The organism is Streptomyces sp. NPDC005141 (assembly GCF_053599975.1).
The window spans coordinates 11,710-24,771 of sequence record NZ_JBSFYW010000064.1 but is presented as its reverse complement, the minus strand read 5'-3'; the positions used below and the strand labels follow the sequence as shown (position 1 = coordinate 24,771).

At 70.3% G+C, this 13,062-nt stretch carries 11 protein-coding genes; 2 read left to right on the top strand and 9 right to left on the bottom strand.

Features of this window, described 5'->3' with window-relative positions:
• Positions 1–592: 592 nt before the first annotated feature.
• Complete coding sequence (locus tag ACWD68_RS34380) at positions 593–2,254, bottom strand: hypothetical protein (RefSeq protein WP_451810376.1); 1,662 nt, start codon at positions 2,252–2,254, stop codon at positions 593–595.
• A 517-nt stretch (positions 2,255–2,771) separates the two neighbouring features.
• On the opposite strand from ACWD68_RS34380, the gene ACWD68_RS34375 reads away from it, so the two are divergent.
• Positions 2,772–3,191, top strand: coding sequence for a hypothetical protein (locus ACWD68_RS34375; RefSeq protein WP_451810375.1), 420 nt, complete (start codon positions 2,772–2,774; stop codon positions 3,189–3,191).
• A 99-nt stretch (positions 3,192–3,290) separates the two neighbouring features.
• On the opposite strand, the gene ACWD68_RS34370 is transcribed toward ACWD68_RS34375, so the two are convergent.
• Complete coding sequence (locus tag ACWD68_RS34370) at positions 3,291–5,717, bottom strand: hypothetical protein (RefSeq protein WP_451810374.1); 2,427 nt, start codon at positions 5,715–5,717, stop codon at positions 3,291–3,293.
• 171 nt (positions 5,718–5,888) lie between these two features.
• Here ACWD68_RS34370 and ACWD68_RS34365 point away from each other — a divergent pair, with 171 nt between their 5' ends.
• Positions 5,889–6,071 carry a hypothetical protein gene (locus ACWD68_RS34365; protein ID WP_451810373.1) on the top strand — a complete coding sequence of 61 codons (183 nt, stop codon included), beginning with the start codon at positions 5,889–5,891 and terminating at the stop codon, positions 6,069–6,071.
• 250 nt (positions 6,072–6,321) lie between these two features.
• Here the strand turns inward: ACWD68_RS34365 and ACWD68_RS34360 are convergent, their stop codons facing one another.
• The 7 genes from ACWD68_RS34360 to ACWD68_RS34330 are packed head-to-tail and all read right to left on the bottom strand — an operon-like array spanning position 6,322 to position 13,062.
• Positions 6,322–6,588: a hypothetical protein gene (locus tag ACWD68_RS34360; RefSeq protein ID WP_451810372.1), complete on the bottom strand. Its 267-nt coding sequence runs from the start codon at positions 6,586–6,588 to the stop codon at positions 6,322–6,324.
• Positions 6,576–8,363 carry an FAD-dependent oxidoreductase gene (locus ACWD68_RS34355; protein WP_451810371.1) on the bottom strand — a complete coding sequence of 596 codons (1,788 nt, stop codon included), beginning with the start codon at positions 8,361–8,363 and terminating at the stop codon, positions 6,576–6,578. Before ACWD68_RS34355 ends, ACWD68_RS34360 begins: the two co-directional genes overlap by 13 nt.
• Positions 8,363–8,626, bottom strand: a complete 264-nt coding sequence (locus tag ACWD68_RS34350; protein WP_067378125.1) for a UBP-type zinc finger domain-containing protein — start codon at positions 8,624–8,626, stop codon at positions 8,363–8,365. Before ACWD68_RS34350 ends, ACWD68_RS34355 begins: the two co-directional genes overlap by 1 nt.
• A complete protein-coding gene (gene trxA, locus ACWD68_RS34345) occupies positions 8,623–9,078 on the bottom strand; it encodes a thioredoxin (RefSeq protein WP_451810370.1) in 456 nt (151 codons plus the stop codon). The genes ACWD68_RS34350 and trxA overlap by 4 nt, the downstream gene beginning before the upstream one ends.
• Positions 9,075–11,714, bottom strand: a complete 2,640-nt coding sequence (gene clpB, locus ACWD68_RS34340) for an ATP-dependent chaperone ClpB (protein ID WP_451810369.1) — start codon at positions 11,712–11,714, stop codon at positions 9,075–9,077. Before clpB ends, trxA begins: the two co-directional genes overlap by 4 nt.
• A complete protein-coding gene (locus tag ACWD68_RS34335; RefSeq protein WP_451810368.1) occupies positions 11,705–12,112 on the bottom strand; it encodes a chaperone modulator CbpM in 408 nt (135 codons plus the stop codon). Before ACWD68_RS34335 ends, clpB begins: the two co-directional genes overlap by 10 nt.
• The gene (locus ACWD68_RS34330; RefSeq protein ID WP_451810367.1) at positions 12,109–13,062 is read right to left on the bottom strand and encodes a DnaJ C-terminal domain-containing protein; all 954 of its coding nucleotides are present in this window, start codon (positions 13,060–13,062) and stop codon (positions 12,109–12,111) included. The genes ACWD68_RS34335 and ACWD68_RS34330 overlap by 4 nt, the downstream gene beginning before the upstream one ends.

Sequence of the window (13,062 nt, the reverse complement as noted above, 5' to 3'; positions counted from 1 at the left end):
GCCTGGGCGGCTAGCGCGTACTCGCCGATGGCGCCGACGTCGGCGCCATCGCCCCGGTCCACCACCGCAAGACGGAGACTGTCCGCTGGACGGCCGTGCATTGGCGGCGCACCCTCGGACGCGGCCCGTCCCACACGGACCGGGACATCGCCACCCGGGTCGTCATCGCGGCCGAAGAGGCCTGGGGCCCGCTGCCCGACTTGGACGACGAGGCCTACGACCGGATCCCGGCCGGCTCGCGCAGCAACCTCTACGGCACGGCCAGCCAAGTCGACCTGCGGCGCGGACGGCTCGCCCAGGTCCAGCCCAGCGCCTACCGCCAGCAGCTCCACGCCGCGATCGGCCAGGCGCGGCCTACCGCCACCGGCCGGATCCGCGGCCAGCACCTGGCCGTCCTGCTCGACGCCGCGCGTGAGGATCTCGGCGCCCCGAACAGCACGCCGACTACCCGACTACCCAGTTGCCGCACCCGGCAGCGGTGTGACTCGACTGCGACACCCCCCACACGGTCGGACCTGAACCGGCCCCGAGCCGCGTGGGTCCATACCGGCACCCGACAAACATGCTGGCGCCAGGGACAGTGGCCCGTGCCTCAGGCCAGCAGGGCCAGCGCCGCGACCCACAGCACGGCCAGCGCCAGGGCCGCGGGCCAGAGCGGCCGCCCGCGCTCGGCCCCGCTGCTCTCCCCCGTCGGTCTGAGCCCGGGGTCGTCGCGCATGACCGTGAGCTCGGCCGCTAGCGTGTCGTAGGGATGGGTCAGGCCGCGCCGCCGCTCCAGCCACGTCCACTTCGGCGCCCTGACCGACCAGTTGTCGTCCCGCCAGCGCAACTTCAGCTCGAAGGACTGACGGCGCACGGAGCGGAAGTCGTCCCACGGAATGTGCCGGGGACCGCGCAGCCCGGTGATCCACAGGCCCGTGCTGTCGGCCGTGATGCGCCAGGCGAGCTTCTGGGGGACGCGCACGGCGCCGTAGAGGCCGATCGCGGCGGCGAGGGCCAGCTCCCACGGAGACGGGCCCCAGTCGGTGAACCAGGCCCCGCAGAGCCAGCCGCCCCACTGCACCAGCAGCGCCGCCGCGAGCCAGTCGAGCCAGCCCGCCTGCCAGCGGCGCACCGGTACGGCGGGCCGCCCCGCGTCGCGCTCCCTGACCTGCTGCTCCAGATGGCGGCCGCGGGCCTCGCGGGCCTTCTGCCGGGTGATGCGCCGCAGGCCCGCGCCCGGGGTGAGCGGGCGGACCGGCCCCGCCGACCACTCTGTGAGCGGGGGCTGGGCCGGATCCTCGTCGGCGCTCACGACCACGACCTCGGCTCCGTCGAAGGGAGCTCCGTAGAGGACGGCCTCACGGACCGGGCCCGGGGTGTCGTCGTCCACCGCGTCGAACAGCCGCTCCAGTTCCTCGTCGGCCTCGTCCGGCTCGTCCGGCTCGTCCGGCCCGTCGTCGGCCGCCTCGGTGTCGCCGTCGTACGACGTCAGTTCCACCGTGAACAGGGGGCGCGCCGCCGCGAGGTCGTTGGCCGCGTACACCTCCGTGGTGCCCTGCGCGTCGTCGCGCACGAGGACCCGCAGGACGGGCGCGGGGTCCCGGCGCAGCGCGACGGCGCGGTGGCGGCCCAGCCAGGCGGAGGCCAGCGCGGTGGCGGCGAGGCCGGCCAGGTAGCAGGCCAGGATCCGGGAGCCGTCGCGGTCCTCGGCCGTGCCCCACATGTCCGCGGTGGCGCCGGTGACGACGGCGAGGCCGAGCACGACGAGGCCGAGCGGGCGCAGGAACCGGCCGCGGCGCACCGGTGCGTCGGCGTCCGGGACGCGTGCCGTGACGTCGGCCGCGGCCCGCAGCGCCCGTTCGAGCTGGGTGCTCCTGGCCCGCAGTCGCACGGCGACGGCGGTCCAGGACACGAGGACGACCAGTGCTCCGGCCAGGGTCACGACCCAGGGCAGCGAGGGGGCCTCCACGGCGAGCCCGACGAGCAGCGCGGGCGCCCCCACCCAGACGAGCTCGGGCCGCGCGAGCACCCACAGGGTGTACGCGGCGAACCCGGCCGCGACGAGCGGCCACAGTCCGCCGAGCATCACGGCCCAGGCGCCCGCGCAGAGCGCGAAGGTGGTCGCCGCGGCGGCGACGGACCTGCGCACGGCCGGGAGGGTCCAGCGCGGCGCCAGTGCCGCCGACCAGTCGGCCGCCGGACCGGCCGTCCAGTCCCGGCAGCCGTCGGGTATCGCGGCCGCGGGCAGGCGCAGCGGCTCGTCGTAGGACACATGCACTCCTGGATCAGGTGGGAACACCGGCGGTGGCGGTGGCGGCCGGAGCCCGGCCGCCGGACGCCTCCGCCCGCGCTGAAGGGTGTCACCTTCTCGTACGGCCGCGCGGGTCGATCGCCTCAAGCCGGTCCCGAGCCGCAGCACCGCGTCGAAAGGCAGGGGGCAGCTGGGGCGTGCGGCTGGCGTTCTCGAGGGTCAAAGGGATGCGAAACCGCGACCGTCCATGAGCTCGCCAACGTCAAAAATCGATGTCGGCTTCGTGGGCGCGTGTTGACGGCGGCGCGGAAATTTGCGCCATTCTGTCCACTACCTCCTATCGGCTGGCGTTGGTAGGTGTCGCTTCCGGGGAGGGCTTCTGGCCGGCTGATGAGCCGAGGCGCGACCGGCCCTGTGCGGGGCGGGCGTTGGCGGATGATGGCTGGCTCTGCCCGTGTGACTGCCCCTGTGGCCCTTCGTGTTGGACGGTCACGTGTTTCAAGTTGTCGAGCCGTCAGGAACAAGAGGGTGACACGACATGCCAGTCGAATCGTTGAAGGCCTTGGCAGCGCGAGCGGTGGCGCAGCTCGATCAGACACAGTTGCACGCACATCAACTTCCGCAGGAGATGTTCGACTTCTCCCAGGCGGTCAGGACTCTGCAGCCGCAGTTGGAAGCCGACGGGGCACGGTTCAGCGAGCTGTCCGACCATGTGGATGATGTCATGGAGGCGATTCAGGCCGAGGACTGGGGCACCGTCGTCGCACGGGCGGGCTGGCTGCTGCCGCGCCTCGCGGACTTCGCCGCAAGCGTGGCGGCTCAGGAGACCCAGACGGCGAACCTGGGAGTCTCCATGTCTGGCTACACCAACAATTACGCCGCCATGCGGTCCGTCGCCGAGCAGTGGCAAACTCATATCGCGGAGCTGCATCAGAGGGCGGTGGACCATCTGGCCTGATGCCGGCCGACGCGGACCCGGATGGCCGGTCGCGCCTTGGGGTGACCGTGTCACAGGAGCCGGCCGACGTCCTCGCCGCCGGCGTGGGACTTCTCGACGTCATGGTCTCTTGCAGGACGAGCAGGGTTCCGTCGGTGCGGATCTCGGGTGTTCTCCGCGGTACTTCGTGACGATGTCGCGGTTCAGGCCCATTTCCTCGGCGAGTGCTGGGTCGTCGAGCGGTTGCGGGGGCATCCGCCAGATCAGTTGGCCGAACAAGGCCCGGAAGAACCAGCCAGTCGCGTAGTACAGCTGCGCGTAGGCGGGGAATCCCGCATCCGCGACGTCATGGAGTTTGGCATGCTGCATCTGTTCCACGCGCGGCCGGATTCCGGCGGGAAGCAACCAGGTCGCAGCCGTCGCCATCCGCACCGCGGCCGACGACGGCGCGGAATCGCGTTCAACGGTGACCGTGGGCTCGCCCGGCGTTGCGGATCCTGACCGCAGCATCTGGTCGAGTGCTCTCTCCAGCTGTTTCACCTGGTAACGGAAGTACATCTTGTCGCCGGGGAGGTTGGGGCCGGTGGGTTTGGTGAGTCCGGTGAGGAAGCCTCCCGTGGGCCGTTGGGGAAAGTACTCGCGGTGGAGGCGGAGATCGTGGTCGAGCCTGTCGACGAGCCTGCGGACATATTGAAGCGACCGGAGCTCGGCGAAGGTGTCACCCTGGTCCAGGGCGCGGCGAAGAGCTCGGGTGCGGATGATCACCGGGGTGAGTTGGTCGTAGTAGAGGTGGATGGTGCCGAAGTTCAGTTCTGCGTGGATTTTGCGGATGCGGAAGCGGGCGAGTTGCTGGGCGAGGTGGTCCCGTGCCTCGCGCAGGTCGTCTCGCTCGGCGAGCAGGAGGTCCCCGGTGCGGCGCAGTTCGTCGAGCAGGGTGACGCCGTCGAAGGGCAGTCCCCGGTCCTGCCTGGCCAAGATCTCTTTCAGTTGTTGTTCGCCGCGCTTGAGCAGCGCGAGGTAGCGGCGGCCGTTGTCCTGGGTAAGGGCGTTGGTCACCGTCGCGGCGATGACCTTGTCTGTTGCCAGTCGCGCCAGGAGCCCGAGGGTCCGCGTGACCTGGTCGTCGCAGGGCAGATCCAGCGCCATGTCGAGGAGTCTCGGTTCCTCGCCGCGGCAGACGTGCAGGATCAGTTGTTCGCCGAGGGGGTCGGGGCGCAGCGGTGCGTACGCGCCGGCGCCGGTGGACTCTTGGTCCCGGTTCCGGCCGCGCAGCCATCGGTCCACCTGATCTCGCAAGATGGTTTGGTGGGTCAGTCCGGGTAACCGGGTGAGTATCGCCTCGGCTTCGTCGTCGGTCCTCGCCCCTCCGGTGAGTGTCACCATGGCCACGCACCGGCGGAGCAGCGGGATGTGCCCGCTCAGGGCTCCGTTCGCGCCGTCGCCCCACATCTTGAATTCGTGGTTGAGTACCCGGTCGAGCGGGGCTCCAGTGCCGCGTCGCGAGTTCGGCCCAGTCCAGACCGCGTCGAGCGCCGCGCACAGCACGTCCAGCGGCCCAGCGGCGGGGTCCTCGGCCAGAGGGCCCAGGTCGGCGCTTTCCGTCCCTGTCGGGTTGGACCGATGCCCGCGGCTGAACGCGGCCACCGCGGCGTCGAACAGTCGTTTACGCGCGGCCGTGGTCAGTTTCGGGAGAGCGACCGTCTGCGTCTGTTCCAGGGCGTTCCATACGTCGTCGCGGGCTTGTTCACCGAAGCATTGCCGCAGGTCCCGCAGCGCTCGCTCTGGGTATTCGGCGGGGCGGGCGAGCAGGAGGACCCGTACCCGCTCCTGGGGTGAGCACGCGACGTCCTGCAACCGACGTGCCAGTACCTCGGGCTTTGCTCCTCCGAACTCGTCGACCACAAGGAGCCGGTCGCCTCTTGCGGTGTCGATCCTTCGGTCGTTCAGCTCTACGAACCCTGCCGCCCAGCCTGCTTGGGCCTGTGCCTTGCACACCGTTATGGCGTATCGGGTCTTGCCGGCACCTCCCGGCGCCTCCATGTAGCGGACCGCCAAGGGCTCAGGGCTGTCGCACCAGGTGGCGAACTCGGCGGTGACCTCGGGAAACAGATACGGCACTATCTCGAACTTGGCGAGTAGCACGGAGGTGGACATCTCTCCGCCTCTTGGTTCGAGGGCGGAGACGCGCCACGGCTGGTCGAGGAGGCCGCCAGGATGCTTACGCGCCCTGTTGCTGCGCTCGTGCTCGCGGTGCCGGCGTGCCGCATGCCATCGATGTTCCCACCAGGGCCACCTCATCATCCGGTGATCGCCCGTCTTTGCGGCGCATGCCTCCAGGAGTTCCACCAGGAAGCGAAGCGTGCGTTCGTCGGGCGGCAGTTGCTTGCCGGTGAGCCATTCGCTCAGGCGCTGTCGGCTCAGCGTGAGCGGAGGGTCCTGTCCCTTGCCGTGTTTGATCAGCCACGTGTACGGAGGAGATCCTGCGTCTTTGTAGAGTCGGCTGAGGCTGGCCATAAAGGCGTCTGCTGGTGTTTTCGGATCGTTCACCGCCACCCCTCACGTGTCCGGGCGTCCGTATCCGGACGCCCGGCGGATGCCGCTGTCGACGCTGCCGAACTGCCGGTTTCCCCACCGTATCGACTGACCGGGGTTGTCAGGTAGATGGGATACCGGGATCACTGTGGTCTTCGATCCCTGCCGACTCGAGGAGTGCCCTCCATGTCGAACTCTGCCTCTCTGCTGCACGACTGCGTCGTCACCGTCGGCGTCGCGCCCCTGCTCTACACCGGGACTGTGACCACCGTGGCGCTCACGGCATTGCTGGCGACGACCCCCGCTCGGCGTCGCGCCGCCCGCGAGGTGCTGGCGATCCTGTTGCGCCCCCGGCAGGACCGGCGGTGAGAGGTGGATCACGGGCTGGGGTGCCGGGGGCGTTTGCCCTGAGCGTGGCGAGATCATCGAGGTCGACGCCGGTGGCCTTGATGGACTGCTTGCCCACCCGGTGACAGCCCGCGGGCAGACGCGGCGCCAGCCTGGCTCTGGCGCCGCGCCTCCACCGGACACGCGCCGCATTCCCCAGCGCCGAGGCCGTCACGGCCGCCGAGGACCTGCTGGCTGCCCTGGACGCCGACGAGCACAGACCGTGGTGTTCTCACCCGAACAACTGGACGCGGCCCTTGACCAGCGAGGCCAGGGCCTTTGGATCGCGCTCTCCCTCCACCAGTGCGTCCAGGATCGCCCGCGCGGACTTCGAGTACGCCTGGGAGGTCACCGATGTCAGCTTGATCCCGGCGTCCTGGAGCACCTTCTCCAGTCGCTGGAGCATCCGGGCTCGTTCCTGCGTCATCGCTGTCCGTGACCGCGTCAGATCCCGCAGATCCCGCAGATCCCGCATCTCCTGGGCGGTCATGCGAGCCAAGCAGACTCCTTCGGACGGGTGTGCGGTGAGCTGTCGGTGCCGCCGTGCGCGGCCGTGCGGCCCAGGTAGCGGTGCACGAAGTGGATGCTCATCGCGCCTTCGCCGACCGCGGAGGCCACCCGCTTTACCGAGCCGCTACGGACGTCCCCTACCGCGAAGACCCCGGGCAGGCTGGTCTCCAGGGTCATGCACGAGCGCCCGCGGCCGTGCCACCCCTCGGGGTAGGCGCAGGCTTCCTGGGCCTCCGGGCCGGTGAGGACGAAGCCGCGGGAGTCGAGGGCGACGATGCCGGCGAGCCACTCGGTGTGGGGGTCGGCGCCGGTGAAGACGAACAGGCCCCGTACCGCGAGTCGGTGGTGTCCGCCCGTGCGGTTGTCGACCACGTCGAGCTCCTCCAGCACCTCTTGGCCGATGACCTCGGTGACCTCGGTGTGCAGCATGACCTCCACCCGCGGATGGCGTTCGACCTGCTCGACCAGGTAGCGGGACATGTTGGCCTCAAGGCTGGGTCCTCGGACCAGTAGGTGCACCTTCGGCGTGTACCCGGCGAGGAACAGCACCGCCTGGCCCGCCGAGTTGCCTCCGCCGACGACGGCCACCGGGTCGGTGCGGCACTGCTGTGCCTCATAGACGGTCGCCGAGTAGTGAACGCTCGTTCCCTCCAGGCGTTCGATGTTGGGCACCTGGAGCCGGCGATAGCGGGCGCCCGTGGCCAGGACGACGGCGCGGGCGGCGATCTCGCTGCCGTCTGCGAACGCCACCACGTAGTGGTCCTCGTCCTTGGGATGGAGACCGGTCGCCTCCAGCGGAATGCTGATCCTGGCGCCGAACTTGTCGGCTTGGAGCACGGCGCGTTCGGTGAGTTCGGCGCCGGAGATGCCGGCGGGGAAGCCGAGCAGATTCTCGATGCGGGACGACGTGGCGGCTTGGCCGCCGGTGGCCATCGCCTCCACCACGGTGCTGCTCAGGCCCTCGGAGGCGGCGTACACCGCGGCAGCGAGGCCGGCGGGTCCGGAGCCGACGATGAGGACGTCGCCGTGACGGTTTCCGGCGGGCAGTGACGGCAGGCCGATGAGCCGGGCCAGTTCCGCGTTGCTGGGGTTGCGCAACAGGGTGGTGTCCCGCCAGATGACGAGCGGTGTCTCCTCCGGGCCGACGCCGAAGCGGCGCAGCAGGTCCTCGGCCTCCTCGTCGGTCTCCAGGTCGATCCAGCGGTGCGGCAGCCGGTTGCGGATGGCGAACTCGCGCAGCCGCCGGGTGTCGGGCGAGTAGCGCGAGCCGATGATGCGGAAGCCGGCGCCCTGTCCGACGAGCAGCGCGCGACGGCCCAGACAGGCGCGCAGCACGAGGTCCCCGATGGTGGAGTCCTGGGACACCAGGTGGCGCAATTGGTCCAAGGAGACGACGAGGATCTCGCCCGGCTCCCTGGCGACAGCGGTGTAGAAGGCCACCTGTCCGTGCAGCAGCCCGAGTTCGCCGATGAAGCGACCGGGGCCGTGCACGCGCAGCACGTGCTCCTCGGGAGTGCCGTAGTCCTCGACGACGGCGACGGCACCGCTGAGTACGACGAAGAACGTCTCGCAGCGCTCCCCCTCCTGGATCAGCACGTCGTTCGGAGCCATGCTCCGGCGCTGCCCGTGCTCCGCCAGACGTGCTGTCTGGTCCTCCGTAAGGCGCGGATACGCGCCGTAGGTGTCCGGGGTCTCCCAGAAGACGGCCTCGTCCGCTTCCTCCGGCACCGGTCCTTCGCCCGGCAGGGGCTGATCGCCGGACATCAGACGAACGCCTCGTGAACGTAGCACCAGCGCCATTCCTCGCCGGGCTGGAACGACTGCACGATCGGATGGGCGTCGGCAGCTGCGTGCCTGCGCGCGTGCTTGTTCGGCGAGGAGTCACAGCAGCCGACGTGCCCGCAGGTCAGGCAGAGCCTCAGGTGGACCCACGGGGAGCCGAGCAGCAGACACTCCTGACACCCTTCTGGGGTCAGCGGCTGGACCGGCCGGACAAGCGCGAGGTGGGGGTCTGCGTGCAGGGTCATCCGGATCTCCCTTCCCGGGCCGTGATCGACTGTTCCACCCACTGGCGCAGAGCGGGGGCGGGCGCCGCCCCCGTCTGCCGGGCGACCGTCTCGCCCTGGTCGAGGACGAGCAGCGTCGGTACCGCCTGGACCTCGAAACGCTGCGACAGCCGCGGGTTCTTGTCGATGTCGACCTTGACGAGTTTGATGCGGCCGGCGAGATCGGTGGCGACCTTCTCCAGTGCGGGGCTGACCATGCGGCAGGGGCCGCACCAGGTGGCCCACAGGTCGACCACGACGGGGACGTCGGCTCGCTCGGCGACCTCGGTGAAGTCGTCGTCGCCCGCGTCCACCATCCACGGCAGGGGCTGCTTGCAGTGGCCGCACTTGGGGCGGCCCTCCGCGGCCACGGGCACCCGGTTGGTGCGCCCGCAGTTGGGACAACTGACGGTCGTCGCCTGCATCGTGCTCATGCCGCCCGCGCTCCCTTCACGTCCTCGGGCTGGTCGTAGGTGACCACCAGCTCTCCGTGTTCGGCGTCGACGCGGACCGTCGCGCCGTCCTGGACGTCGCCGCGCAGCAGGGCGCGTCCGACCAGTGTCTCGACCTCGTGGGAGATGTAGCGGCGCAGTGGCCGGGCCCCGTACACCGGGTCGTAGCCCTGGTGGGCGATCACTTCCCGGGCGGTGTCGGTGAGTTCGACGGTGATGCGGCGTTCGGCGAGCCGCTGCCGCAGTTCATCGAACTGCAGTTCCACGATCCGCTCGATCTGCCGCTCGCCGAGCGGTTTGAACAGCACGATGTCGTCGACGCGGTTGAGGAACTCCGGGCGGAAGTGCCCGCGCAGCTCGCCCATCACCAGGGCGCGGGCGTCGGGCTTGATCTCACCTTCGGCGGTGGCGCCGTCGAGGAGGTGCTCGGAGCCGATGTTGGACGTCATGATGATCACGGTGTTGCGGAAGTCGACGGTGCGTCCCTGCGCATCGGTGATGCGGCCGTCATCGAGGATCTGCAGCAGGGTGTTGAAGACATCGGTGTGCGCCTTCTCGATCTCGTCGAACAACACAACCGAGTACGGCTTGCGGCGTACGGCCTCGGTGAGCTGGCCGCCTTCCTCGTAGCCGACGTATCCGGGCGGTGCGCCCATCAGCCGGCTGACGGTGTGCCGCTCCTGGTACTCACTCATGTCGAGGCGGACCATGTTCTCCTCGGAGTCGAACAGGGTCCGGGCGAGCGTCTTGGCCAGCTCGGTCTTCCCGACGCCGGTGGGGCCGAGGAAGATGAACGAGCCGATGGGGCGGCGAGGGTCGCGGATGCCGGAGCGCGCGCGGATGATGGCGTCGGCGACGAGCTTGACGGCTTCGTCCTGGCCGATGACGCGCTCGCGCAGGATCTCGTCGAGGCGTAGCAGTTTCTCGCGTTCGCCCTCCTGGAGGCGGGCGACTGGGATGCCGGTCCAGGCGGCGACGATCTCGGCGATCTCCTCCTCGGTGACGACCTCGCGCAGCAGCCGGTTCTGCCCTTGCTTGGCGGCCAGTTGCTCCTCCTCTGCGACAAGTCGGCGCTCCAGGTCCTGCAGTCGGCCGTAGCGGAGTTCGGCGGCGCGGTTGAGGTCGTAGGCGCGTTCGGCCTCCTCCGCCTCGTGACGGACCTGCTCCAGTTCCTGGCGCAGTTCCTGCACGCGGCGGATCGCCTGCCGTTCGGCCTCCCACTGGGCGTGCTTGGCGTCGGCCTCGCCGCGCAGGTCGGCCAACTCCCTGCGAAGCTCTTCCAGGCGGGTTTTGCTGGCGGGGTCGGTCTCCTTGGACAGGGCCGCTTCCTCGATCTCCAGGCGGGTGACGCGGCGGGTGATCTCGTCGAGTTCGGCGGGCATCGAGTCGATCTCGGTACGCAGCCGGGCGCACGCCTCGTCGACGAGGTCGATGGCCTTGTCGGGCAGGAACCGGTCGGTGATGTAGCGGTGGCTGAGGGTGGCCGCGGAGACCAACGCGGTGTCCTGGATCTTCACGCCGTGGAACACCTCCAGGCGCTCGCGCAGTCCGCGCAGGATGGAGATGGTGTCCTCCACGCTCGGCTCGCCGACCAGGACCTGTTGGAAGCGGCGTTCGAGGGCGGCGTCCTTCTCGATGTGCTTGCGGTACTCGTCGAGGGTGGTGGCGCCGATCATGTGGAGTTCGCCGCGGGCGAGCATCGGCTTGAGCATGTTGCCCGCGTCCATGGCCCCTTCGGCGGCGCCCGCTCCGACGACGGTGTGGAGTTCGTCGACGAAGAGCAGGATGCGCCCCTGGGCGGCCTTCACCTCGGACAGCACGGCCTTGAGGCGTTCCTCGAACTCGCCGCGGTACTTGGCACCGGCGACCAGGGAGCCCATGTCGAGGGCGAACACCGTCTTGTCGCGCAGGCCCTCGGGGACGTCGCCGCGAACGATGCGCTGGGCCAGACCCTCTACGATGGCGGTCTTGCCGACGCCGGGGTCGCCGATGAGGACGGGGTTGTTCTTGGTCTTGCGGCTGAGGATCTGGGTGACGCGGCGGATCTCCGCGTCACGGCCGATGACCGGGTCCAGCCGCCCGGACCGAGCCTCGAGGACCAGGTCGCGGCCGTACTTCTCCAGAGCCTCGTAGGCCACTTCGGGGTTGGCGGAGGTGACGCGCTGGTTGCCGCGGACCTGGGTGAGCGCGCTCAGGAACGAGTCCCTGGTGATGCCGGCCTGTCTGAGCAGTCGCCCGGCGGCGGTCGAAGAGCTCTCCTCAGCCAGGGCGAGCAGGAGGTGTTCCACGGACACGTACTCGTCCTTGAGGCGTTTGGCCTCCCGTTCGGCGGCGTCGAGCAGCCGGGAGAGTCGCTGGGTGACGAAGACCTGGCCGGGTGCCGCGCCGGGGCCTGTGACCTTCGGGCGGCGGGAGAGTTCCTCGCGCACGGCAGCGCGCAGTTCCTTCGGCTCGGTGCCGGCCTGTTGCAGCAACCGCGGGATCAGGCCGTCCTCCTGATCGAGAAGTGCGAGCAGCAGGTGTTCCCCGTCGACCTCGGTGTGCCCCATGCCGACGGCCGCGGTCTGGGCCTCCTGGAGGGCTTCCTGGGACTTCTGGGTGAGACGGTTCATGTCCATGGGGGTGTTTCACTCCTCGTGCCGCGGCCGCGCAGGGCGGCTTCGAGCAGGCTGATGCGGTCGAGCAGGTCGAGCACCAGGCCGATGGATGCGTAGTTGAGGCACAGTCCGGTGCGGAGCCGCTGGATGCGGGCAAGGACCGCCGGGGCCGTGGGGTCGAACACCAGCTGCCCCGCGGCGTCGCGTTCGGCGTCGACCAGGCCGAGGGCGACGAACCGGCGGATCAGATCGGGGTGGAGGCCCGAGCGACGGGCCACGGCGTCGAGGGAGAGCCTGGGGGCGGGCACGAGCGCGTACCGGACAGCCGTCGAGGCGGTGATGTCGGCGCCCGTTCGTACCGGACGGGCGCCCCCGCCGGCCCAGCCGATGCCTGCCGCTCCCGCGGGTCGGTCGTTCATCGCGTCCTCCTGGGGTCGAACGAGGAAGTGGCGGCGAGCTCCTCGAACAGTTCGCGCTCCCGGTCGCCGAGGGTGGGCGGCACCATGATGCGGAGTTCGGCATACAAGTCGCCGTTCGCGCCGCGCGGGTTCGGCATGCCCTCGCCACGCAGCCGCAGCCGCCGGCCGCTGGACGAACCCGCGGGCACCGTCACCTTGGCCGTGCTGCCGCCGGGCGTGGGCACCGGCACGGTCGCACCCAGGGCCGCCTCCCAGGGGGCGACCGGGACCTGGATGTGCACGTCGCGGCCGTCCAGCCGGAACCGGGGGTGGGGCTGGATACGCACCCGCAGGTACAGGTCGCCCGCGGCGGCGTCACCACTGCCCCGGCCGCCCTCTCCCGCCAGCCGGATGCGCTGCCCGTCGGTGACGCCCGGCGGCACGTCGACCTCGTACCGCCGCGGCTGCCCGGCGGGACCGGCGAGCGTGACGGTGCGACGGCCGCCTCGGTACGCCTCCTCGACGGTGAGCGGCAGCTCGGCCTCCTGGTCCGCTCCGGGGACGGCGCCTCGGGCGGCGCCGGCTCCGAACATGGAGCCGAACAGGTCCTCGATGTCTATGCCCTCCGCGCCGAAGTCGTCGCCGAAGCCGGTGGCGTATCGGACACGGGGGCCGCCCGCGCCCGCGGTCCTCCGACCACGGAAGCCGCCGCCCGCTCCGGCCGCGACCCGTTCGTCGAAGTCCTCGGGGATCTTGCGGAAGTCCTCGCCGAAGCGGTCGTAGCGGGCCCGGGTCTCGGGATCGGACAGAACGCTGTGTGCCTCGTTGAGGTCCTTGAAACGCTCCTCCGCCGCGGGGTCCTTGTTGACGTCGGGGTGGTACCTGCGGGCGAGTTTGCGATACGCCTGCTGGATCTCGTCCTGGCTCGCGCTCCGCGACACGCCGAGCACCTCGTAGTAGTCCCGTGCCAT